The organism is Pseudomonas sp. SG20056 (assembly GCF_031764535.1).
Lineage (GTDB): Bacteria > Pseudomonadota > Gammaproteobacteria > Pseudomonadales > Pseudomonadaceae > Aquipseudomonas.
The window spans coordinates 53,888-74,989 of record NZ_CP134499.1 but is presented as its reverse complement, the minus strand read 5'-3'; the positions used below and the strand labels follow the sequence as shown (position 1 = coordinate 74,989).

Annotated in this window: 18 protein-coding genes; 14 read left to right on the top strand and 4 right to left on the bottom strand. The window is 62.8% G+C overall.

What is annotated here, in order from left to right; all coding sequences use genetic code 11:
* Positions 1-68 precede the first annotated feature (68 nt).
* The 3 genes from gabD (at position 69) to RHP75_RS00325 (ending at position 4,522) form a co-directional block, all read left to right on the top strand.
* A complete protein-coding gene (gene gabD, locus RHP75_RS00335; protein ID WP_311089967.1) occupies positions 69-1,517 on the top strand; it encodes an NADP-dependent succinate-semialdehyde dehydrogenase in 1,449 nt (482 codons plus the stop codon).
* Between the two features lie 176 nt (positions 1,518-1,693).
* Positions 1,694-2,974 (top strand): 4-aminobutyrate--2-oxoglutarate transaminase, encoded by a 1,281-nt coding sequence (gene gabT, locus RHP75_RS00330; RefSeq protein WP_311089966.1) that lies wholly within the window; start codon positions 1,694-1,696, stop codon positions 2,972-2,974.
* Positions 2,975-3,310: 336 nt separating this feature from the next.
* Positions 3,311-4,522: an HDOD domain-containing protein gene (locus tag RHP75_RS00325; protein ID WP_311089965.1), complete on the top strand. Its 1,212-nt coding sequence runs from the start codon at positions 3,311-3,313 to the stop codon at positions 4,520-4,522.
* 22 nt (positions 4,523-4,544) lie between these two features.
* Here RHP75_RS00325 and RHP75_RS00320 read toward each other — a convergent pair whose 3' ends face one another.
* On the bottom strand, positions 4,545-5,429 hold the full coding sequence (locus tag RHP75_RS00320) for a LysR family transcriptional regulator (RefSeq protein ID WP_311089964.1): 885 nt from the start codon (positions 5,427-5,429) through the stop codon (positions 4,545-4,547).
* Between the two features lie 100 nt (positions 5,430-5,529).
* On the opposite strand from RHP75_RS00320, the gene RHP75_RS00315 reads away from it, so the two are divergent.
* The 4 genes from RHP75_RS00315 (at position 5,530) to RHP75_RS00300 (ending at position 8,004) form a co-directional block, all read left to right on the top strand.
* Positions 5,530-6,249: a class I SAM-dependent methyltransferase gene (locus RHP75_RS00315; protein ID WP_311089963.1), complete on the top strand. Its 720-nt coding sequence runs from the start codon at positions 5,530-5,532 to the stop codon at positions 6,247-6,249.
* Positions 6,250-6,345: 96 nt separating this feature from the next.
* The gene (locus RHP75_RS00310) at positions 6,346-6,720 is read left to right on the top strand and encodes a hypothetical protein (RefSeq protein ID WP_311089962.1); all 375 of its coding nucleotides are present in this window, start codon (positions 6,346-6,348) and stop codon (positions 6,718-6,720) included.
* A gap of 66 nt (positions 6,721-6,786) precedes the next feature.
* A complete protein-coding gene (locus tag RHP75_RS00305) occupies positions 6,787-7,506 on the top strand; it encodes a hypothetical protein (protein ID WP_311089961.1) in 720 nt (239 codons plus the stop codon).
* A gap of 93 nt (positions 7,507-7,599) precedes the next feature.
* Entirely contained in the window at positions 7,600-8,004 is a 405-nt protein-coding gene (locus RHP75_RS00300) for a hypothetical protein (protein WP_311089960.1), read from the top strand.
* 37 nt (positions 8,005-8,041) lie between these two features.
* On the opposite strand, the gene RHP75_RS00295 is transcribed toward RHP75_RS00300, so the two are convergent.
* Complete coding sequence (locus RHP75_RS00295; protein WP_311089959.1) at positions 8,042-10,933, bottom strand: EAL domain-containing protein; 2,892 nt, start codon at positions 10,931-10,933, stop codon at positions 8,042-8,044.
* A gap of 81 nt (positions 10,934-11,014) precedes the next feature.
* Complete coding sequence (locus RHP75_RS00290) at positions 11,015-11,449, bottom strand: BLUF domain-containing protein (RefSeq protein ID WP_311089958.1); 435 nt, start codon at positions 11,447-11,449, stop codon at positions 11,015-11,017.
* A gap of 198 nt (positions 11,450-11,647) precedes the next feature.
* Here RHP75_RS00290 and arsS point away from each other — a divergent pair, with 198 nt between their 5' ends.
* The 5 genes from arsS to RHP75_RS00265 are packed head-to-tail and all read left to right on the top strand — an operon-like array spanning position 11,648 to position 17,827.
* Positions 11,648-12,613, top strand: coding sequence for an arsenosugar biosynthesis radical SAM (seleno)protein ArsS (gene arsS / locus RHP75_RS00285; protein ID WP_282876828.1), 966 nt, complete (start codon positions 11,648-11,650; stop codon positions 12,611-12,613).
* Positions 12,614-12,623: 10 nt separating this feature from the next.
* Positions 12,624-14,015 (top strand): sodium:solute symporter family transporter, encoded by a 1,392-nt coding sequence (locus RHP75_RS00280; RefSeq protein WP_311089957.1) that lies wholly within the window; start codon positions 12,624-12,626, stop codon positions 14,013-14,015.
* Positions 14,015-14,983, top strand: coding sequence for a hypothetical protein (locus tag RHP75_RS00275; RefSeq protein ID WP_311089956.1), 969 nt, complete (start codon positions 14,015-14,017; stop codon positions 14,981-14,983). The genes RHP75_RS00280 and RHP75_RS00275 overlap by 1 nt, the downstream gene beginning before the upstream one ends.
* Positions 14,976-17,117, top strand: a complete 2,142-nt coding sequence (locus RHP75_RS00270; protein ID WP_311089955.1) for an FAD-dependent oxidoreductase — start codon at positions 14,976-14,978, stop codon at positions 17,115-17,117. The genes RHP75_RS00275 and RHP75_RS00270 overlap by 8 nt, the downstream gene beginning before the upstream one ends.
* The gene (locus tag RHP75_RS00265; RefSeq protein ID WP_311089954.1) at positions 17,117-17,827 is read left to right on the top strand and encodes a DUF3047 domain-containing protein; all 711 of its coding nucleotides are present in this window, start codon (positions 17,117-17,119) and stop codon (positions 17,825-17,827) included. Before RHP75_RS00270 ends, RHP75_RS00265 begins: the two co-directional genes overlap by 1 nt.
* Before the next feature lie 4 nt (positions 17,828-17,831).
* Here the strand turns inward: RHP75_RS00265 and RHP75_RS00260 are convergent, their stop codons facing one another.
* Positions 17,832-18,902: a fatty acid desaturase gene (locus RHP75_RS00260; protein WP_311089953.1), complete on the bottom strand. Its 1,071-nt coding sequence runs from the start codon at positions 18,900-18,902 to the stop codon at positions 17,832-17,834.
* A gap of 99 nt (positions 18,903-19,001) precedes the next feature.
* Between RHP75_RS00260 and RHP75_RS00255 the strand changes: the two genes are divergently transcribed.
* Both RHP75_RS00255 and RHP75_RS00250 read left to right on the top strand, forming a co-directional pair.
* Complete coding sequence (locus RHP75_RS00255) at positions 19,002-20,015, top strand: AraC family transcriptional regulator (RefSeq protein ID WP_311089952.1); 1,014 nt, start codon at positions 19,002-19,004, stop codon at positions 20,013-20,015.
* Positions 20,012-21,082: an FAD-dependent oxidoreductase gene (locus RHP75_RS00250; protein WP_311089951.1), complete on the top strand. Its 1,071-nt coding sequence runs from the start codon at positions 20,012-20,014 to the stop codon at positions 21,080-21,082. The genes RHP75_RS00255 and RHP75_RS00250 overlap by 4 nt, the downstream gene beginning before the upstream one ends.
* Positions 21,083-21,102 lie beyond the last annotated feature (20 nt).

Sequence of the window (21,102 nt, the reverse complement as noted above, 5' to 3'; positions counted from 1 at the left end):
CTGCGCTGCAGTACGGCACATTCGATGACACGTACCGATGCCAGGGTGTCGGAATTTAGGAGACTGCCATGCAACTGAAAGACACCCAGCTGTTCCGTCAGCAGGCTTATATCGACGGCACTTGGCTGGACGCCGACAACGGCCAGACCATCAAGGTCAATAACCCGGCCACCGGCGAAATCATCGGTACCGTACCGAAAATGGGCGCTGCTGAAACCCGTCGCGCCATCGAAGCCGCCGACCGTGCGCTGCCAGCCTGGCGTGCCCTGACCGCCAAAGAACGCTCGAATAAGCTGCGCCGCTGGTTTGAACTGCTGATCGAGAACCAGGACGACCTCGGCCGCCTGATGACTCTGGAGCAGGGCAAGCCGCTGGCCGAAGCCAAGGGCGAGATTGCCTACGCCGCCTCCTTTATTGAGTGGTTCGCCGAAGAAGCCAAGCGTGTGTACGGCGACGTGATCCCTGGCCACCAACCGGACAAGCGCCTGATCGTGATCAAGCAGCCGATCGGCGTCACTGCCGCCATCACCCCGTGGAACTTCCCGGCGGCGATGATCACCCGTAAAGCCGGCCCGGCCCTGGCCGCCGGTTGCACCATGGTGATCAAGCCCGCGTCGCAGACGCCGTTCTCCGCCCTGGCTCTGGTTGCTCTGGCTGAGCGTGCCGGTATTCCGAAAGGCGTGCTGAGCGTGGTTACTGGCAGCGCTGGCGAAGTCGGTGGCGAGCTGACCAGCAACCCGATCGTGCGCAAGCTGAGCTTCACCGGCTCCACCGAAATCGGCCGTCAGCTGATGGCCGAATGCGCCAAAGACATCAAGAAGGTCTCGCTGGAACTGGGCGGCAACGCGCCGTTTATCGTGTTCGACGATGCCGATCTGGATAAAGCCGTCGAAGGCGCGTTGATCTCCAAATACCGCAACAACGGCCAGACCTGTGTATGCGCCAACCGCCTGTACATTCAGGACGGCGTGTATGACGCCTTCGCCGAGAAACTGGCCGCCGCCGTGGCCAAGCTGCAGATCGGCAACGGTCTGGATGAAGGCACCACCACTGGCCCACTGATCGACGACAAGGCCGTGGCCAAAGTGCAGGAACACATCGCCGACGCCCTGAGCAAAGGCGCACGCCTGCTCGCCGGTGGCAAGCCGCACGCCCTGGGTGGCAGCTTCTTCGAGCCGACCATTCTGGTCGACGTGCCATCGAGCGCTGCGGTGGCCAAGGAAGAAACCTTCGGCCCACTGGCGCCGCTGTTCCGCTTCAAGGACGAGGCCGAAGTGATCGCCATGTCCAACGACACCGAGTTCGGCCTGGCTTCGTATTTCTACGCTCGTGACCTAGGCCGTGTGTTCCGTGTGGCGGAAGCCCTGGAATACGGTATGGTCGGCGTTAACACCGGCTTGATCTCCAATGAAGTCGCGCCGTTCGGCGGTGTGAAGGCCTCGGGCCTTGGCCGCGAAGGCTCGAAGTACGGCATTGAGGATTACCTGGAAATCAAATACCTCTGCCTGGGCATCTAACCCTGGCGAAGTAGCAATAACCCCGCCGAAGACGCACGAGAGCGCTGCGCCTTCGGCTTTATATGGACATAGCTGTGGCCGGGCGTGTTGTGGCAGTCGATCATCGAAAACTGCCAAACCGCCGCCGGTGACACATCCTTGAACCACGCCGAGATTAACCGGCGAATGAGGACATCATGAGCAAGACCAACGAATCTTTGATGCAACGCCGCACCGCTGCCGTTCCACGTGGCGTGGGCCAGATCCACCCGATCTTTGCCGAGTCGGCGAAAAACGCCACCGTCACCGACGTTGAAGGCCGCGAGTTTATCGACTTCGCCGGCGGCATCGCCGTGCTCAACACCGGCCACCTGCACCCGAAAGTGGTGGCAGCGGTGCAAGAGCAGCTGACCAAACTGACCCACACCTGCTTCCAGGTGCTGGCGTATGAGCCTTACGTTGAACTGTGCGAGAAAGTTAACGCACGCGTGCCAGGCGACTTCGCCAAGAAGACCCTGCTGGTCACCACCGGCTCCGAAGCCGTGGAAAACTCGATCAAAATCGCCCGCGCTGCCACCGGTCGTGCTGGCGTGATCGCCTTCACTGGCGGTTACCACGGCCGCACCATGATGACCCTGGGTCTGACCGGCAAGGTCGTACCGTACTCAGCCGGTATGGGCCTGATGCCGGGCGGTATCTTCCGCGCTCAGTACCCGTGTGAACTGCATGGCGTAAGCAGCGATGACGCGATCGCCAGCATCGAGCGTATCTTCAAGAACGATGCTGAGCCGCGCGACATCGCCGCGATCATCATAGAGCCAGTGCAGGGCGAGGGCGGTTTCTACGTCGCGCCGAAAGATTTCATGCTGCGCCTGCGCGCGCTGTGTGATCAGCACGGCATTCTGCTGATCGCTGACGAAGTGCAGACCGGCGCAGGCCGCACCGGCACCTTCTTCGCCATGGAGCAGATGGGCGTCGCCGCCGACCTGACCACCTTCGCCAAATCCATCGCCGGCGGTTTCCCGGTGGCGGGCGTGTGCGGCAAGGCTGAATACATGGACGCCATCGCCCCAGGCGGTTTGGGCGGCACCTACGCCGGCAGCCCGATTGCCTGCGCTGCAGCTCTGGCAGTGATGGAAGTGTTCGAGGAAGAGAAGCTGCTGGACCGCTGCAAAGCAGTGGGCGAGCGGCTGGTCACTGGCCTCAAGGCCATTCAAGCCAAGCACAACAGCATCGGCGAAGTGCGCGCCCTGGGCGCCATGATTGCCATGGAGCTGTGCGAAGGTGGCGACGTGCACAAACCCAATGCCGCGCTGACCGGGCAGATTGTTGCCAAGGCGCGTGAGAAGGGTTTGATCCTGCTGTCCTGCGGTACTTACGGCAACGTGTTGCGCGTGCTGGTGCCGTTGACCGCGGAAGATGCCCTGCTCGACCGTGGTCTGGCGATCATCGCCGAGTGCTTCGACGAGCTGGCGTAAGCCCGCTGCGCTCCCGGTAATACAAAAGACCCGCTTCGGCGGGTCTTTTGCGTTCTACGCCGGCACAGGCAATCCAAATGATAGCCATGTGCTATTAGCCAGCAGGCAAGCACCCCAGGCATCATCCCGCCAGCCCTGCGCCTAGAGCGCCTCAATGGCACTTTGTAGGACAACCAGACCGCTCTATTGCGGTATTTTCAGGCAAACTTACAAAGTTGACTAAAGACTCAGCATTTCGTCGGGCGACGCTGGTTTTAAAGTAACCAACCCGTACACTGCGCGCCGCCATATCGATGGCGCCATTATTTTGCCATCACGCTTTTCCCTGAGGTTTTCATGACTGCCCTGGCCAACGCTCCGGAGATTCTGATCGCCGAAGCAGACCCCTGGACTGCCGATCTACTCGTGCAACTGGTACTCGATGTACGCGCCGATGCGCGGGTTATAAGAGTCACCGACGGCGAGGCTGCACTGGCCAAATGCAAACGCCGTCTGCCGGCGCTGGTGATTGCCGATGGCGACCTGCCGGGCCTGGATGGTCTGGAGTTGCTGCGCCAGTTGCGCCGCCATCCACGGACTCCGGCGCTGCCGTTTATCCTGATCAGCAGTCGCCTGGATGCCAGCAGCGTACGCGCCGCGCGGCCGCTGGCACCGGCGGCCTACCTGGCCAAGCCGTTCAATGCCGAACAACTGCGCCAGCGCCTGCTTGGCATCCTCGGCAGCGCCACCGCCAGCGCAACAGCGGTCACGGCACCCTTGCTGGTCGACAGCCTGGATGATTACCTTAATGCGGTGCGCGAAGAAGGCCAAGGCGCGCCGTTGCTGGCCTCGGTACGCGACTCGGTGAGCCAGTGCCTCAACGGTGATGACAGCGATCTGCGCGAGCTGGAAGAGGTGTTTGCTCGTGACCCGCAGATCACTGCGCGACTGATCGCCGCCGCCAATAGCGCCGCGCAGCATCAAGGCGCACCCTGCCAGACCCTGAACCAGGCGCTGCCACGCCTGGGCCTGGCGCGTACGCTGAACCTGGTATTGGGCATGGCCGTGCAGCGCAATGCGCTACTCAGTGACTCGCGTCTGGCCGAGCTGGCCAACAGCGCCTGGGACAGCGCCCAACGCAGCGCAGAGCTGGCGCGCTGGCTGGCCAATGAACTGAACCTGGATGCCGAGCTGTGCTTTACCGCTGCGCTGCTGCACAACATTGGCGAGCTGGCTTTGCTGCGCAGCCTGCAGGATTGGCAGGACGCCGGCGGCGTATTGCGCGATGAGGATATTCACCAGAGTTTCCAGCAACGCGCCGCCAGCTTCGGCTCGGCGCTGCGCATCCGCTGGCGTCTGCCATTTGGCCTGCGCGAGCTGATCGCGGCGTTCTACAACCTCGGCAGTGGCGTATTTAGCCGCGAGGCGCTGGTGCTCAACCTGGTCTGCCAGGTTCTGCGCCTGCGCAGCAACCAGTCGCCCAAAGAGCTACGCGATGAGCGCTGTGTACGTATGCTGCGCCTGGACCTAAACCTGCTGGAACGCATGCCACTGGCTGCCGCTGCCTGACAGCTGCCGCAGCGAACACTGCTCAGGCCAGGATCTCAGCCAACAGATCAAAGACAATGCGAATACGCCGTGCCGTGCGCAGCTCGCGATGGGTGACCAGCCAGATCGGCAGTTGGAAGGGGCTGACATCCTCCAGCACGCGAACCATGCCCGGGGTTTCCCGCGCGATCTCCTCCATGATTGCGCCAATGCCCAGGCCCTGGCGGACCATTTCCCAGTAGGTCACGGAGTTGTCGGCATAACTGCGAAAGTTCGCGCTGCTGAGCTGCAGGCCTTTAGAGCGCATGTGCTGCAGGTAATGGCCGGCGCGGTCCATGCCAATAAAGTCGTGCTGTACCGCATCCTCGGCGGTACGCGGCAGACCATGTTCGCGCACCCAGCTTGCGGACGCGTAGAAGCAGGCGGAACTGTGCCGAACCAAGCGGCCAATCAGCTCCGGTTGTTCAGGACGCACATGGCGGATGGCGATGTCGGCCTCGCGGCGCAGCAGGTCGCTGACACCGTCCGAAGCGACCACCTCGACCTGGATGCCGGGTGCCGCCTCGCGGATCTGCAGGAGTATCTTCGGCATCAGGTACGCCGCCACGGCGTCGCTGGTGGCAACGGACACCACGCCCGCCACCTCTTCCGAACGCCCGGTCGCAGCCAGGCCCAGCTCATGTGCCGCCGCGCCCATTACGCGGGCATGGCCCAACAGCTCCTGCCCGGTGGTGGTCAGCGCCATGGTTTTGCCGACCCGCTCAAACAGCGTCACCCCCAGTGCCAGCTCCAGAGCGGCGACCTGGCGACTGAGGGTCGGTTGCGACTGCCCGAGCTTACGCGCGGCCGCCGACAGCGAGCCGGTCTCTGCCGTCTCGAGAAAGGCGCGCAACTGGTTCCAGTCGACCTTATCCATACGTAAATGCATATGTTGTCTGCAATTTATCGCAATACCCCGTGATGATACGCAAGGATAGCATCCGCACTGTGTTGGCTTTTGCCTTACATCCATGCACAGGACGCGCACCATGCACTCACCCATTACCTCTACCAGCGACCATTGCTCTGCAGCGGCAACACCGTCGGCCATGGCCGACAAGGCACGCTTCTGGAACCGGATTGCGCGCAAATACGCGAATGATCCGATTGCAGATCAGGCCGGTTACGAGCGGACGTTGCAGCGCGTACAAGCCTTGCTGTCTAGGGAGCATGAGGTGCTGGAAATCGGCTGTGGCACGGGCACTACCGCCCTGCGTCTGGCGCCCGCCACGCGGCGGCTACTGGCCACCGATGTCGCCGAACAGATGATTGCCATTGCAGGCGAGAAACTCGTCAGCCAACCCATGCCCATGCCACAGCTGCACTTCAAACTAGCCGACGCCGATGCGCCTACGGCCGAACAGGGTGCCTACGATGCGGTGCTGGCGTTCAACCTGCTGCATCTCGTGGCAGATCTGCCGCAGGCGCTGAATTCAGCCATCAACGCCTTGAAACCAGGTGGCTTGCTGATCTCGAAGACGCCCTGCCTGAATGAAATGAACCCACTGATCCCCAAGCTGGCCCTGCCGCTGCTGCGCGCCATCGGCAAAGCGCCGCCGGTGCTGTGTTTCGACGCCCACCAGTTACAGGCGGCCATGACCGCTCAAGGCCTGCAAATCCTGGCCGTCGAGCGCCATGGCAGCAAGGGCAAAGACTGGCGGGTGTTTATCGTGGCGCGCAAGCCCGGTGCCCCGCCGTTAGCGGCCTGAACAACGCCGCCTAGCGCGCCCTAACTAACGACTTTCACCGCCCGGACCTGCTGGTCCGTCCCTCTGTTGCACCCATAAAAAACATTGGAGCTTGCCATGTACCTTCGCTCAATCACCGCACTGACCACCGCGTTCCTACTGTCCGGCTGCGCCGCCACCATCAACCAAAGCGGCCTGGAACAGCGCACCGCCCAGGCCATCGGCCAACCCGTCGGACAGTTCAGCATCACCGAGCGCACCGAGGAAACCGGCGGACGCATCAACTACAACGTCAATACCAAGGATGGCGGCACCTACCGCTGCTATATGTACTCGGCCACCGGCTTCCAGAAGGCCATGAGCTTTGGCATGACGCCACATTCAGACGCCATCTGCACGGCCATGGCCGGTACGCCGGCCGCTAGCGGGCAACGTGGCAATACTTCCGGCAGCACCTGCAATGCCCTGCTGCAGGCGGCCGGACGCTGCTGAGTGCACCGGACTTCCCGGCCAGCCTCGGCCGGGAATGGCGCGGTCGTCCATAGAAAGGTTGATGCCATGAAACAAAGGCTGCCATTGAAAGCGCACGCCATCCTGTTCGCACTCGCCCTGCCGCTCACGACGCTGGCCTGCCCGATTGGCATGCAGTACGACGGCAACGGTTGCAGCCCGCCCTATCAATACAGCATGGACGACTGGATTCGCGAGAAGAACGAATACCTGGATTCACTGGGACCTAAGAACCGCGCGCCGGTGGTTCCCATGAGCCGCGAAGAAGTGGCCGAGATGCACAAACTCCAGGCTGAAAAAGATCAGCGCGATGCGGCCATGGCGCAGGAAGTCGCGCGAGGCGTCTGGTACTCCACGTCCAGCGACACACCGGAGGGCACGCTTTGCGTGGCGACTTTTGCCAAATTCAGCCGAGCGGACAATGGCAAAAGCGGAGGGGTTGTCAGCATTCTCGGTTTTCAACATCCCAAGCCAGATGCCTGGCTGATCTTTTACGGCACCGGCCTCCCTACACCGAAAACCGTAAAGAAAATCAAGCTCACCCTGCAGCAAGACGATGAGCCAGCGCAGACCGTACAGGTGTTCAACTACCGCCATGAACGAACGATCGGCGCGATCGCGTTTGCCGTACCTGACCTGAGCGCAGTGCTGAACGGTATGCGGGACCGGCAGCAATTCACCTTATCCATCGACGGTAAACCGCTCATGGCCCTGGCGTGGACCGATGCCGCACCTGTTATTCAGCAACTTCAGCAATGCGCGAAATAGCTCAGCGCTGGGAAGAGGGTTTATCCACCCAGACGGATCACTTAACGCCGCTATTGCGCATGACTTCATTCATCAACAAAACAGGACAGAAACATGAAACGACAAGGCCTTGCTGTTGCACTGGCAACCTTCACCCTTGCTGGCTGCGCCAGCAACCAGAATGTCCACCTGTACACGCCGGCAGAACAGGCAGGGATGACCGCAGACGGCGCTATCGCCACGATGCTGACGCCGTCCGAGTTGCCGGAATACTTTAGCCAGGCGGGTAAAGCGGCCAAACCAACAGGCCATGTCTCCTATTGCAATGCCGGCGCCCTGAGTGGTTCCGCCAGAAGCGACGCCCTCAAAACCGTGGCCGGGATTTGTGGTGCAGGGCAATACACCATTGTCCGCGCTGTACCGATGCTCGATGCCGTAAGCACCGCCGTAGGCACCAGCTGCACACGCTCGGAGATGATCATTTTCAGGTGCGACGACCAGCAACCTGCTCGCCAGTAGCATTGGTGTGGCCGGCATCGATGCGATGCGAATGCTGTCAGCGACGCTCGAGCACCAGCTGCATCTGCACGTCACCCTGAGTGCTGTCGCTTAGCTGAGTCAGTGGTTGCGGATGGCCGATGCAGTAGCCCTGGGCGTAGTCGAGGCCAAGCGCGCTTACGCAGTCGAGGGTGGCCTGAGTTTCGACAAACTCGGCGACTGTGCTCAGGCCCAGCTGGTTGGCGATCTGCTGCATCGAGCCAACCATGGCCTGGTTGATCGGGTCGCTCTCCAGACCGCGGATAAAGCTGCCGTCGATCTTGACGATATCCAGCGGCAGATGGCGCAGGTAAGCATAGGAGGCGAAGCCGCTGCCGAAATCGTCCAGTGCCACTTTCAGGCCCAGGCTGCGCAACTGCTTGATCCACTGCGCAGACACCCCCAGCTCGCCCAGCGCGACCATCTCGGTCACTTCGATGCACAGCTTGTGCGCCGGCAGGTTGTGCCGCAGCAGTTCGCCGTGGAGCATTTCATGGAAGTGCGCATTGAGCAGCGAACTGGCGGTGAGGTTGAAGTTCACCTGGGCCAGTTGCTGCACATGCCGTGGGTTATCCGCCAGCCATTGCAGCAAGCGCATCACCACCCAGCGGTCGATGGCGCCTAGAAAACCATAGCGCTCTGCCGCTCCGAGGAACTGCCCGGGGCTGATCCACTCACCACTGTGCGGGTCGTGGTAGCGCAGCAGCACCTCGTAACGCAGGCCGTCATCGCTGCTCTGCAAGGCCATGACCGGCTGATAGAACAGCTCGAAATGGCCCTGGTCGATGGCCTCGCGCAGGCGGGTGATCCATTGCAGCTGACGCTGATGCTCCAGCAGTACACCGTCATCCGGATTGAACTGCTGCACGCGGTTGCGCCCCAGGTGCTTGGCCAGCTGGCTGGCGCTGTCGGCCCAGTTCAGCGCGGTTTCCCAGTCGCTGACGCCGCTGCCGAGTTCCAGCAGGCCGATACTGGCCTGCACACGGAACGGCCGGCCCTGCCAGCTGAAGACGAACTGCTCGACACAATGGCGCAAGGTTTCCGCATGCTCCATCGCCACGTCGGTGTTGATCTCACGCAGCAGCACGGCGAATTCATCCCCGCCAATACGGGCCAGCTCGGCATGCCGGGGCAGGTGGTGGCGCAGGTGGCTGGACAGCTGACGCAACAGCTGGTCGCCCGCCGAATGACCGCAGAGGTCGTTGACCTGCTTGAACTGATCCAGGTCCAGGCTCAGCAAGTGACTGAAACGCCGCGTACCTTCGCCCTTGAGGCTTTCCCGCAGCAGGCGCTCCAGCTCGCGGCGATTGAGCAGACCGGTCAGCGAGTCATGTGCCGCCAGGTATTGCAGGCGCTCTTCCAGAGCACGGCGTTCGCTGAGGTCGACCACGATGCCTTCGATACAATCCTGGGTCGGGCGCAGATGCAGTGATAGATAGACCCAATGGCTCTGCCCGTCGAGGCCATGAATCTGACATTCCTGGCTGGTTGCCGGCTGCTCGTTGTGCAGTTGCGCCACGTGCTCGGCCCATTGTTCAGCACCCAGCAACTGCTGCATGGACAGCTCGCGGCTGTCCTGGGAGAGCCCCAATAGCGCGGTAAAACTGGGGTTGGCTTCAATCAGGGTGCCACTGCGGGTGCAGCGAAAAATCCCCTCACCGCTGCTGCTGAACAGTGCCTGGTATTGCTCCAGGTTACCCAGCGCCTGAGCCTTGCTCTGCAACAACGCACGGCGAATATGCTCCAGTTGCTTATCGAGGATGCCGCCAAACAGCAGCATGCTCAGCACCGGCAGGTAGGCGTGCATGTAATTGAAGCCCGGCGGCAGCGGAATCACCCCGCTGCGCCCCAGTGGCACCAGCAGCATCAGTAACAGGGCCGAGCTCCAGCACAGCAAGTAGCCGATGGCGTAAGGCCGGCGCTGGCGCACACCGAGAATCAGCAACAACAGCTGAAATGCTCCGTTGAGCAGAATCAGCACGTTCAGCGTCTGGTAGGAGCGAAAGTGGCCATAGCTGACGATGGTCCAGCCGCACACCAGCAGGGTCACAGCAAACAGCACGTTGCGTAGATGGCGCACACGGCCCAGGTCAAGTTTCAGCGAGCTGGCGAGGAACAAGCTGCTGAAGATCAACATGCCGGGGTTGGCCAGATTGGCCATCTGAGCCGACAACCACACCCACTGCGGCGCCAGCAGGCTGATCACGCCATGCAGGCTGGCGTTGTACAGCGCCACACTGGCCACCGTCAGGCAGAACCACACCAGCTGCGTCTCGCGCAGGGCGCTGTATTTCACCAGAAAGAACAGGGTCAGGCTAAGCAGCGCCCCCAATAGCAAACCGCTGCGCATCCAGTGCTCAGCCAGCAGCAGTGGGCTTTGCTCGGCCGCCACCAACTGCATCGGCACACTCACCGCTGAGCCGCTTTGCACTCGTAGCAACAAGGTATGTGGCCCTTCGCCGAGGCGCGGCAGGTTAAGCAGAAAATGTGGCGAGGGCGCGCCACGCTGGAGGAAGTCGCGGTGATCACCGCTGTAGAAGGGTGCGATCAGCCGTTCGCGGTCATACAGCCAGACTTCGATATCGTCGAGAAAAGGCCGGTCGATCATTAGATCGAGGCGTTCGGCCACCGGCGCATCGAGACGAAATGCCAGCCACCAGGCGCTGGCCGAATACCCCAGGCGCGGCAAACCATCAATCCGCCGGCCCTCGCTGACGATGCGCTGCTGCACCTCGGCAGCGGTCAGATTGCCGCTGGGGTCTTCCAGCACCAGGCTCGCGGGAACCTCCACCGGCTGCTTGAGCTGCTCGCTGCTGAGCACCAGCAATGGCAGCTCAGCGAACGCCTGGGCGCTGCCCAATGCAAAGCAGAGCAGGGCAGCCAGCAGTGGAAGGTTGAGCAGACGGTGCATCCTGGCGCCTCAATAAACTGCGAGGTGCGCCAAGGCTCAGGGTGAACACAGCTCGCCTGGGCGAGTTGACGCCCGGGAATTCTAGCTGAGAACTGGCGATTTGATTGCGCTGACGGTCTCACTCAGCTCCAGCAGCAGACCGGTAATCTGCTCGGCGCTCATGCTGAATGGATCAAAACGGTCGCTGGCTGAATATTTCAGGAACAACTCGCGGTTGGCCTGCTTGGCACCGGCCCAGCCCATGCTCCAGCTGCTGTAGCGGCGCATGCTGATTTCCGCGTAATCGAGAATGGTCAGGTCCTTGTGCCGGCTGTCGTCTGCCAATCGGTTGTACAGGGCGTTCACTTCTGCACGCGGGCCTTCCAGTGCTTGCAGAAAGATATCAGCGTTACAACAGAGTATCCCGGTCAGGCCTTTACCTGGATTGTTGCGCTGTGAACTGTCGAGAATCTCGCGGATCAACTCGGCTGAAACCGAATGACTGGCACGGCTGGCATAGGTAAGGCGAACTAACATAAGCGAATCCTCGCGGCAGCTGGCAGGGCAATATCTGCAGATTCTGCATTATTTGTACAAGATTTGTATAATAAATTGCGCAACATTCTTCTGCCCATCCGCGTAACAAAACCTCGCGGGCACTCTCTATAGTGGCTACTTAGCGGCAGGCATGATCAGCCGGCGCCCAGCATCAAGGAACCCAACACCGTGCATGCAATGTTGCCCTTGCTCGACCAACTGGCCTTCCCCGCCATCCGCCGTGGCCAATTGGAAGCGCTGCAGATCAACCTGACCTACCGCTGCAACCAGCGCTGCCTGCATTGCCACGTCAATGCCGGGCCGACCCGCACCGAGGCCATGACCGATGAAAGCCTGGCCCTGCTGCATCAGGTGATCGACGCCCACCCGGTGCACACCCTCGATCTCACCGGCGGCGCGCCGGAAATGCACCCGCGTTTTCGCGAGATCGTCAGCCACGCGCGGCGTGAAGGCCTGCGGGTGATCGATCGCTGCAACCTGACCATCCTCAGTGAGCCGGGTTATGAAGACCTGGCGCAGTTTCTCGCCGACCAGGGCGTGGAAATCAGTGCTTCGCTGCCTTGTTACTCACGCGATAACGTCGACAAGCAGCGCGGCGATGGTGTGTTCGACGCCAGCATCAAAGGCCTGCAACAACTCAATGCCCTGGGCTACGGCCAGCCGGGCAGCGGCCTGATCCTCAACCTGGTGTACAACCCACAAGGGCCGAGCCTGCCGCCACCGCAAGCGGCGCTGGAAGCCGATTACAAACGCCACCTGGTCGAGGACTTCGGCATCGTCTTCAACCACCTGCTGACCATCACCAACCAGCCGATTGCGCGCTTTGGCAGCACACTGGTCAGCAAGGGCCAGTTCAACGGCTATATGCAGCTGTTACGCGACAGCTATCGGCCGGAAAACCTCGAACCCTTGATGTGCCGCAGCCTGGTCAGCGTCGATTGGCAGGGCTACCTGTACGACTGCGATTTCAACCAGATGCTCGATTTGCCGCTGCAACTGCCAGAGGTGATCGGCCGTGATCGGCCGCACCTGCGCGATCTGCTTAGTGCAACACTGGCCGGCAACCCCATCGTGACCCGTGATCATTGTTATGCCTGCACCGCCGGCCAGGGCTCCAGCTGCGGCGGCAGCCTCACTTCTTAAGGATCGAAGCATGCAACCAACCAGTCTCACCGGGCTGTTCTTCTGGGGTTTTCTCGTGGTCTACGGCGCGCTGATGCTGGCCTTGTCGCCACGCGCCGTAACCCTGGGCGGGTTCTTTAATGGCGAGGACAACCAAGGCCGCAGCGCCAGCCCGTGGTTGATCACCTCGAGCATCTTTATCAGCTGGATCTTCGCCAAATCAGTGACCAACGCCGCCAATCTCGGCGCGACTTACGGCCTGGTCGGCGGCTTGGCCTATGCCATGTACTGGCTGTCGATTCCGCTCACCGGCTTTGTCATCTACCGCCTGCGCCGACGCTTTGCGGCCACCGGCCTGGTCAGCTTCTTGAGCAGCCATTACGGCCGGGGCGCTGCACTGGCGTTCTCGGCGGCGATTCTGATTCGCCTGTTTAACGAGGTGTGGAGCAACACCGCGGTGGTCGGCGGTTATTACGGTGACTCCGGCAGCATCGAGTTTATTGCCTCAGCCCTGCTCTTTACCGCCGTGACCCTGGCCTACAGCCTGCGCGGCGGGCTGCGCAGCTCGATCCTAACCGACGCGGCGCAAGCGGCAATCTTCGTAATTGCCCTGGTCTGGGTGCTCGGCCTGGTGCTGCCACAGCATTCGCCCAGCGAGCTGGCCAGCACCAGCAATTGGGCGCTGAATGCCGGTGTCGACCTGCTCCTGGTCGCCGGCTTGCAGGCCTTTAGCTATGGCTTCCATGACCCGGTGCTGACCGACCGGGGCTTTATCAGCGAGGAGAAGGCCATGCGCCGCTCCTTTCTGATCGCCGGCATTCTCGGCTTTATCGCCATCCTCGCCTTTAGCCTGATCGGCGTGCACGCCCAACTTACCGGCCTGGCCGCCTCGGACAACGTGCCTGCCGCTCTGGCCAAGAGCCTGGGCATTGGCGCGCTGCTGATCATGACCGTGGTGATGGTCTCAGCTGCCGGCTCGACCCTGGATTCGACCTTCTCCAGCCTGGCCAAGCTGGCCGGACGCGAGTTGCCGAAGCTGGCCGGGCGAGACCTCGGACAGAAAGCCATTGGCATCGGCATGGCGGTAATGGTGGTGTTCGCCCTGCTCGGTAACCTGCCGATGATCGCCGGCACCGATATCCTCAAGGCCACCACCATCAGCGGCACCATGGTCATCGGCCTGGCCCCGGTATTTGTTCTGCATGGCCTGACCACACCAACCAGGCTGGGCTTTCACCTGAGTTTCTGGACCGGCCTGGGCCTCGGCGTGGCCCTGACCCTGAACTGGATTCCGCAAAGCTGGGCCATCGGCGACGGTAAATACGCGCTGCTGCTCGGCACCAACCTGTATGGCCTGGGCCTCTGTGTGCTGGGTTATCTGCTGCCCGGTTGGTTGCTGCAGCGCCAAGCAGATAACGCCTGATGCGTGCTGGACGCGACTGCCCGCTGGACTACCGCCTAGCCCCTGATGCCTTTGGCGGTGACCCCGCATTCGAGTGTGAAACCCTCTATGTAGTCGGCGGACTCTATGGCAATCGCCAGGCCCTGGCCGCGCTGCAACGGCGCTTGGCCGCCGAGCCAAAAGCGCGCGTGGTGTTTAACGGCGATGCCCACTGGTTCGACCGCGACCCGCAGGTTTTCCAGCAGATCGAGCAGGGCCTTAGCGCCCATGTGGCCCTGCGTGGCAATGTCGAAACCGAGCTGGGCCGTGCCAACGACAGCGGTGCCGGCTGCGGCTGTGCCTACCCGATGACGGTGGATGAGGCGGTGGTCGAGCGCTCCAATACCATTCAGCAGGAATTGAATAAAACCGTGCAGGGTTTGCCCGGCATGGCCGAACGCCTGGCCGCAAGGCCGAGCACCGCACTGGTCAGCGTGGCCGGCCAGCGCGTAGCGATCAGCCATGGGGATGAGCAGTCCCTGGCTGGCTGGAGCTGCTCAAGGGAATCGCTCAGCGACTCGGCGCGCCAGCAGCAACTGGATGCCTGGTTTGCCGAAAGCAACGTGCAGGTTCTGGCCACCAGCCATACCTGCTCGGCGGTGGCCTTGAACCTTGAGCACGGCGCGCTGATCAATAACGGCGCGGCCGGGCTGCCAAACTTTGCCGGCGGCCGCTATGGCCTGCTAAGCCGTATCGCGACCACGCCACACCCGGCGGCGCTATACCGCTGCCAGCGCGATGGTCTGTTTATCGAAGCCCTGCCGCTGAACTACAACCACGATGATTTTCTCGCCGACTTCGACCGCCAGTGGCCCGCCGATAGTCCGGCGGCGTTGTCCTATCGTTCACGGGTGCTCGGCCAACTGACCGACCGCCCCGAGACTGCCCTGCTGGCCGGTTTTAGCCTGTGCCAAAGCCTTTGCGCCCTGGAGGCGCTGACTGATGAATAGCCGCAAACTCGCCCTGATGGGCCTGATCCTCGCGCTGCTGGGCAGCTTCTTTGTCTTCGACATCGGCCAGTACCTCAATCTGGAAACGCTTAAGGCGCAGCAGGCCGCGCTGAATGCTCAAGTGGCCGCGCAGCCCTGGCTAGCGGCAGGGCTGTTCTTTCTCGCTTACGTCGCGGTCACGGCGCTGTCGCTGCCCGGCGCGGCGCTGATGACCCTGCTGGCCGGCGCGTTGTTCGGCCTGCTCGAAGGTTTTGTCCTGGTGTCCTTCGCTTCCACCCTCGGCGCGACTCTGGCCATGCTCAGCAGCCGCTTTCTGCTGCGCGATTGGGTGCAAAGCCGCTTTGGTCAGCGCCTGGCTGGCATCGACAAGGGCGTGGAGCGGGAAGGCGCGTTCTACCTGTTTGCCCTGCGTCTGGTGCCGTTGTTCCCGTTCTTTCTGATCAACCTGGCCATGGGCCTGACCCGCCTGCCGGCGCGCACCTACTGGTGGGTCAGCCAGCTCGGCATGCTGCCCGGCACCCTGGTTTATGTGAACGCCGGACGCGAGCTGGGCCAGCTGGACTCCCTGGCCGGCATTCTCTCGCCGGGGCTGCTCGGTGCCTTTGTGCTGCTCGGGGTATTCCCGCTGATCGCGCGCAAGCTGCTGGGCCTGATCCAGGCGCGGCGGGTGTACGCCGGCTGGCATAAACCGAAGACGTTTGACCGCAACCTGCTGGTGATCGGCGCGGGTGCCGGTGGCTTGGTCAGCGCCTATATCGCGGCGGCGGTGAAGGCCAAGGTCAGCCTGATCGAAAAACACCAGATGGGCGGCGACTGCCTGAACACCGGCTGTGTGCCATCCAAGGCGCTGCTGCGTTCGGCCAAGCTGGCCAATGAACTGAAAAAGGGCCCGGCATTGGGCTTTACCGGCGTGCAGGGCACGGTGGATTTCCCGGCCGTGATGCAGCGCATCCAGCGGGTGATTGCCGACATCGAACCGCATGATTCGGTGGAGCGTTACACCGGCCTGGGCGTCGAGGTGATTCAGGGCGAAGCGAAGATCCTCTCGCCCTGGAGCGTGGAAGTGAATGGCCAGACCCTGACCAGCCGCAACCTGGTTATCGCCGCCGGCGCGCGGCCACTGGTGCCGAAAATTCCTGGCCTGGAGCAGGTGCAGAGTTACACCTCGGACAGCATCTGGAGCCTGCACGAACAGCCGCGCTGGCTGCTGGTGCTCGGCGGCGGGCCGATTGGCTGCGAGCTGGCCCAGGCCTTCCAGCGCATCGGCAGCCAGGTGATTCAGGTGGAGCTGGCCGAGCGCCTGCTGCCGCGCGAGGATGCCGATGCCAGCGAGTTGGTACTGAATAGTCTGCGTGCCGACGGTGTGGATGTGCGCCTGCAACATCGCGCCGAACGTTTTGAAGTGGTGGATGGTGAACAGCGCATGGTCGCCCGCCGCATGGACACCGGCGAGGAGGTGACCATCGCCTTCGATGGCCTGCTGCTGGCCCTCGGCAGGGTGGCCAATGTCACGGGTTACGGCGTCGAGGAACTGGGCCTAACGGTGCGGCCTAACGGCACCCTGGAAACCGACGAATACCTGGCTACGCGCTTCCCCAATATCTACGCGGTGGGCGATGTCACCGGGCCCTACCAGTTCACCCACGTCGCCGCGCACCAGGCCTGGTATGCGGCGGTTAATGCGCTGTTCTCAGGTTTCAAGCGCTTCAAGGTGGATTACCGGGTGATTCCTGCCTGCACCTTTACCGACCCCGAAGTCGCCCGCGTCGGCCTCTCCGAAGGCGAAGCCAAGGCGCAGAACATTGCCTACGAGGTGACCCGCTACGGCATCGATGACCTCGACCGAGCCATCGCTGACGAGGCCGCCCACGGCTTTGTCAAAGTACTGACCGTACCGGGCAAGGATCAGATTCTTGGGGTGACCATCGTCGGCGAACACGCCGGGGAGCTGCTCGCCGAATACGTGCTGGCGATGAAGCATGGCCTGGGCCTGAACAAGATTCTCGGCACCATTCACACCTATCCGACTATGGCCGAGGCCAACAAATACGCAGCCGGCGAATGGAAACGCGCCCATGCGCCGCAAGGCCTGCTGCGCCTGGTCGAGCGTTTCCATACCTGGCGCCGCAGCTGATGCGCGGGTTACTGCTGGCGCTGCTGGTACTGACGCCGCTGGCCCAGGCCGAAAACCAACTGACGCCCTGGACGGCTGGCCCGCCCGGCGGCGAATGGTCGGTGCCCTGGCGCCTGGCGGATATTCCCAAACTCAAAGCGTCCGTAAGGACCCTGGTCGAGCAGGACGGTCAGCCGGTGCTGCGCATTCAGGCTGATGCTGCGGCCGGCGGCCTGCTGCATCCGCTGGACCTGCCCGGCGATCAGCCCTGGCAACTGAGCTGGCAGTGGCGCACTGAGCGCAAACTGGAGCAGGCGCGCTTCGCCACCCGTGAAGGTGACGACTACGCGGCGCGGGTCTATGTGCTGCTGGATTACCCGCTGGATTCGCTGAGCTTTGTCACCCGGCAGAAGCTGCGCCTGGCGCGCACCTTCTTTGACCCCAACCTGCCGGCGGCGACCCTCAGTTACGTCTGGGACAACCGTGCCGCACCCGGCACCCAGGCGCGCAGCGCCTACACCGAGACGGTAGAAATGCGTGTACTGCGCGGCCCCGAAGCGCCAACGGGGCAATGGCTCAGCGAGTCCCGCGACCTGAACGCTGACGCCATCGCCGCCTTTGGCAGCGCCCCGCGCAGGATTCTTGGTGTAGTGTTTGCCGCCGACAGCGACAACACCGGGGAGTTAGCCGACAGCTACTTCGCCGCGCCGCACTTGCAGCGCGGCAAGTGAAGCCTCAGGCCGTTTGCGTCTGCTGAGCAGGCTGCTTATCGGCCTGAAGCGTCCAACGATTGGCGCGGGCAAAAGTGCCGAAATCGTTGAAACGCACGCCGTGCTCACGCATCACCTTATGGGCGAACGGCACGCTGAGCTGGCGGATGTAGAAGGGCTCCTTGACCACGAAATGGTGGATCGCGTGGCTACTGCCAAAGTTGCAGCAGAACGCCTGCAACGGCCACAGCCACCAGGGGTTGAGCACCTGGGTCTGCTGGATCACGTTGCCCGCCTCGACATCGCCGTAGTAATGCATGTTCGAGCTGACAAAGTGCAGACAAAAGGTGCGCAGCACATTAGGGCCGACCAGCACCACCACAGCACTGTTCACCACCTCCATCACCTGCAGGGTGGTCGCCGACCAGGCCACAGGCGCGCCCAGCGCAGCGGCTGTGACGTCGATCAGATGGAAGCCGAGGAACACGTACCAGGTGCCCCAATTGAGCAGACCCAGCGGCGCGTAAACCTTGAGCGTGCGAGTCAGAATCAACCGGCGGTGCTTGGGATTGCTCGCCCGCAGCCAGCGAATAAACGAACTCATCATGTTGTCGCCAACCATCAGCAAGCGGGCAAAGCCCCAGGGCTCGCCGTTGGTGATGGCGCGCTCCTCCGTATCCTGCTCGCTACCCGACACCTTGTGGTGGTTGAGGTGCAAATGACGACGCACCCAGGGGTTGATCGTGCTCGGCCGCGCCAGCCAGACCAGCGCCAGCATCAGGTTGTGTGGCACGCGCTGCGTGCGGAAATACATCGAGTGGATCAGGTCGTGCTCCAACTCGTGAGTCAGCGAGGCGAAGAAGGCGTTCAGCAGCAGGCAGGCCCACCACGCCAGGTAACCGCCGAGATACAGCGTCGCCGAGCCGATCATCCCGGCCAGGGCGAAGGTGAGGATGCCAACACCGATGGCGTTCTGGTGCTTGAGGAGAGGGAAGCGCTGGCGCAGTTCGACACCGTGGGCCATGACCTGTTGGCGGATCAGCGCGGCGCGTTGCGCGTCATTTAATGCAGCAGTGCTTGCAGGGGAGTGGGACATGCCTACATCCTCTTGTTGATGAAGGCGCCACTGTGCCGCGAAGCCCGGACCTGCGCCTGACCCTGAACGCCAACCTGTTGACCGGACCCGCCAATCTGCATGACCGCCGAACCCACAACCCTGGCCAGTTGGACCCGTGCCCTGCGCAAGCAGCTCGACGCGCTGGGTCTCGACAGCGCCGCGTTGTGCCAGGCCGCCGGGCTGCAGCCAAGCCTGCTCGACGACCCCAACGCGCGCTGCCCGCTGTCCATCACCACCCGCTTGTGGCAACTGGCGGTTGAGGCCAGCGGCGACCCGGCACTGGGCCTGAAAACCTCGCAGTTCGTCAGCCCGACCACCTTTCACGCCCTGGGTTACGCGCTGGTCGCCAGCAGCAGCCTGCGCGAAATGTTCGAACGCATCGTGCGCTACCACCGGGTGGTCAGTGATGCCCTGGAGCTGGAGTTGCGCGAGGCCGATGACTACTACGAATTCTGCTTTCGCGTGCCACCCGACAGCCCACCACCGGCGGCCGAAGCGCTGGATGCCTTTGCCGCAATCTATGTGCGCAGCTGCCGCAACCGTCTGGGTCGCGACTTCGCTCCACTGGCGGTACAGCTGCAACGGGCAGCGCCTGTGGATGCGCAACCCTGGCATGCGGTGTTCCGAGCGCCGGTGTTGTTTGCCGCGCCAGAAAACCTGCTGCGCTTTCCCCGCGCCGCCTTCGAACAACGCCTGGACGACGGCAACCCGGAGCTGGCCGCACACAATGAAATGGTGCTCAAACGCACCCTCGAACAGCTGCAGCACGCCACCTGGACGCACAAGGTACGCGCCTGCCTGCAAGCCCAACTACCGGATGGCGAACCCTCCGCCGAACGCATCGCCCAGGCCCTGCACCTGAGCCTGCGCAGCCTGCAGCGCCACCTGGCCGATGAAGGCGGCAATTACGAAGGCCTGCTCGCTGATACCCGCCACAACCTGGCACTGCAGCATATGCGCGACCCGCGCTGCTCGATCAGCGAAATCGCCTACCTGCTCGGTTTCGCTGACACCAGCAGCTTCAGCCGCGCTTTCAAACGCTGGACCGGACAAGCACCCAGCCATTACCGCGAAGGACTGAAACAGCCATGAAGCATTACGACTTGCTGCTGATTGGCGCCGGCCACGCCCACCTCGGCGTGCTGCGCCGCTGGGCCCTGGTCGAGCGGCCGCCGGGGCGCATTGCGTTGCTCAGTGCCGGGCCGGTGGCCTGGTACTCGGGCATGCTGCCGGGGCTGTTGGCTGGGCGGCATCGGCCGGAGGATTGTCAGGTCGAGCTGCAGGCGCTGTGCCGGGCGGCCAAGGTCGAGTTGATCATCAGTCCAGTGGAGAGCCTGTCCGCCGCCCAGCAGCAGGTGCAACTGACCGATGGGCAAACCCTCGACGCCAGCTGGCTGTCGCTGAATGTCGGTGCCCAGGTGGCCCGCCCGCCGCAACAGGGCGATGCGATGCAGCTGCTGGCGGTCAAACCCTTCGCGGAATTTCTTGATGGCTGGCAGCGCTGGCAGGCTACGCCGCAGCCCTTGGCGATTCTCGGCGGCGGCGCGGCGGGGGTTGAACTGGCGCTGGCCTTGGCCGGCAAAGTACCGCAACTGGCACTGTTCTGCGCCGGGCATCTGCTCGATGGGTTGTCCGCTGGCGTGCGTCTGCGCGCCCTCGGCCATCTTCGCCAGCGCGGCGTGTGGGTGCGCGAGGATTGCCCGATCAACCGCATCGAGGACGACTGCCTGCTCAGCGGCGACGAACCGGTCTGGCGTGGTCAACGACTGCTGTTGGCCAGCGGCGCCAAAGCCTTTGCCTGGCCTGCGCACAGTGGCCTGGGCTGCGATGAGCAGGGCTTTGTCTTGATCGCCCCCACGCTGCAGAGCTACACCCACCCAACGTTTTTTGCCGTGGGCGACTGCGCCAGCCTGCCCGGCGCACGCAAAAGCGGGGTGTATTCGGTACGGCAGGGCCCGGTGCTGGCCAGCAACCTCAACGCCGCGCTGCGTGGCCTGCCACTCAAACGCTACCGGCCGCAACGACAAAGCCTGGCACTGCTGGCCACCGGCGACGGCGGCGCACTGCTGGATTGGCATGGGCACAGTGCCGGCGGGCGTTTCTACGGACGCTGGAAGGATTTTCTCGACAAGGGCTTTATTCAGCGCCATCGCCTGTAAGGACTGATCCACCTGCGACC

Bases quoted from the DNA above. Each gene is read 5' to 3' on its own strand.
- RHP75_RS00320 (WP_311089964.1), bottom strand. From the start codon at position 5,429: ATGCATTTACGTATGGATAAGGTCGACTGGAACCAGTTGCGCGCCTTT.
- RHP75_RS00250 (WP_311089951.1), top strand. From the start codon at position 20,012: ATGAAGCATTACGACTTGCTGCTGATTGGCGCCGGCCACGCCCACCTC.
- RHP75_RS00325 (WP_311089965.1), top strand. From the start codon at position 3,311: ATGACTGCCCTGGCCAACGCTCCGGAGATTCTGATCGCCGAAGCAGAC.
- RHP75_RS00255 (WP_311089952.1), top strand. From the start codon at position 19,002: ATGACCGCCGAACCCACAACCCTGGCCAGTTGGACCCGTGCCCTGCGC.
- RHP75_RS00290 (WP_311089958.1), bottom strand. From the start codon at position 11,449: ATGTTAGTTCGCCTTACCTATGCCAGCCGTGCCAGTCATTCGGTTTCA.
- RHP75_RS00260 (WP_311089953.1), bottom strand. From the start codon at position 18,902: ATGTCCCACTCCCCTGCAAGCACTGCTGCATTAAATGACGCGCAACGC.
- RHP75_RS00295 (WP_311089959.1), bottom strand. From the start codon at position 10,933: ATGCACCGTCTGCTCAACCTTCCACTGCTGGCTGCCCTGCTCTGCTTT.
- gabT (WP_311089966.1), top strand. From the start codon at position 1,694: ATGAGCAAGACCAACGAATCTTTGATGCAACGCCGCACCGCTGCCGTT.
- gabD (WP_311089967.1), top strand. From the start codon at position 69: ATGCAACTGAAAGACACCCAGCTGTTCCGTCAGCAGGCTTATATCGAC.
- RHP75_RS00315 (WP_311089963.1), top strand. From the start codon at position 5,530: ATGCACTCACCCATTACCTCTACCAGCGACCATTGCTCTGCAGCGGCA.
- RHP75_RS00300 (WP_311089960.1), top strand. From the start codon at position 7,600: ATGAAACGACAAGGCCTTGCTGTTGCACTGGCAACCTTCACCCTTGCT.
- RHP75_RS00305 (WP_311089961.1), top strand. From the start codon at position 6,787: ATGAAACAAAGGCTGCCATTGAAAGCGCACGCCATCCTGTTCGCACTC.
- RHP75_RS00270 (WP_311089955.1), top strand. From the start codon at position 14,976: ATGAATAGCCGCAAACTCGCCCTGATGGGCCTGATCCTCGCGCTGCTG.
- RHP75_RS00280 (WP_311089957.1), top strand. From the start codon at position 12,624: ATGCAACCAACCAGTCTCACCGGGCTGTTCTTCTGGGGTTTTCTCGTG.
- RHP75_RS00310 (WP_311089962.1), top strand. From the start codon at position 6,346: ATGTACCTTCGCTCAATCACCGCACTGACCACCGCGTTCCTACTGTCC.
- arsS (WP_282876828.1), top strand. From the start codon at position 11,648: ATGTTGCCCTTGCTCGACCAACTGGCCTTCCCCGCCATCCGCCGTGGC.
- RHP75_RS00265 (WP_311089954.1), top strand. From the start codon at position 17,117: ATGCGCGGGTTACTGCTGGCGCTGCTGGTACTGACGCCGCTGGCCCAG.
- RHP75_RS00275 (WP_311089956.1), top strand. From the start codon at position 14,015: ATGCGTGCTGGACGCGACTGCCCGCTGGACTACCGCCTAGCCCCTGAT.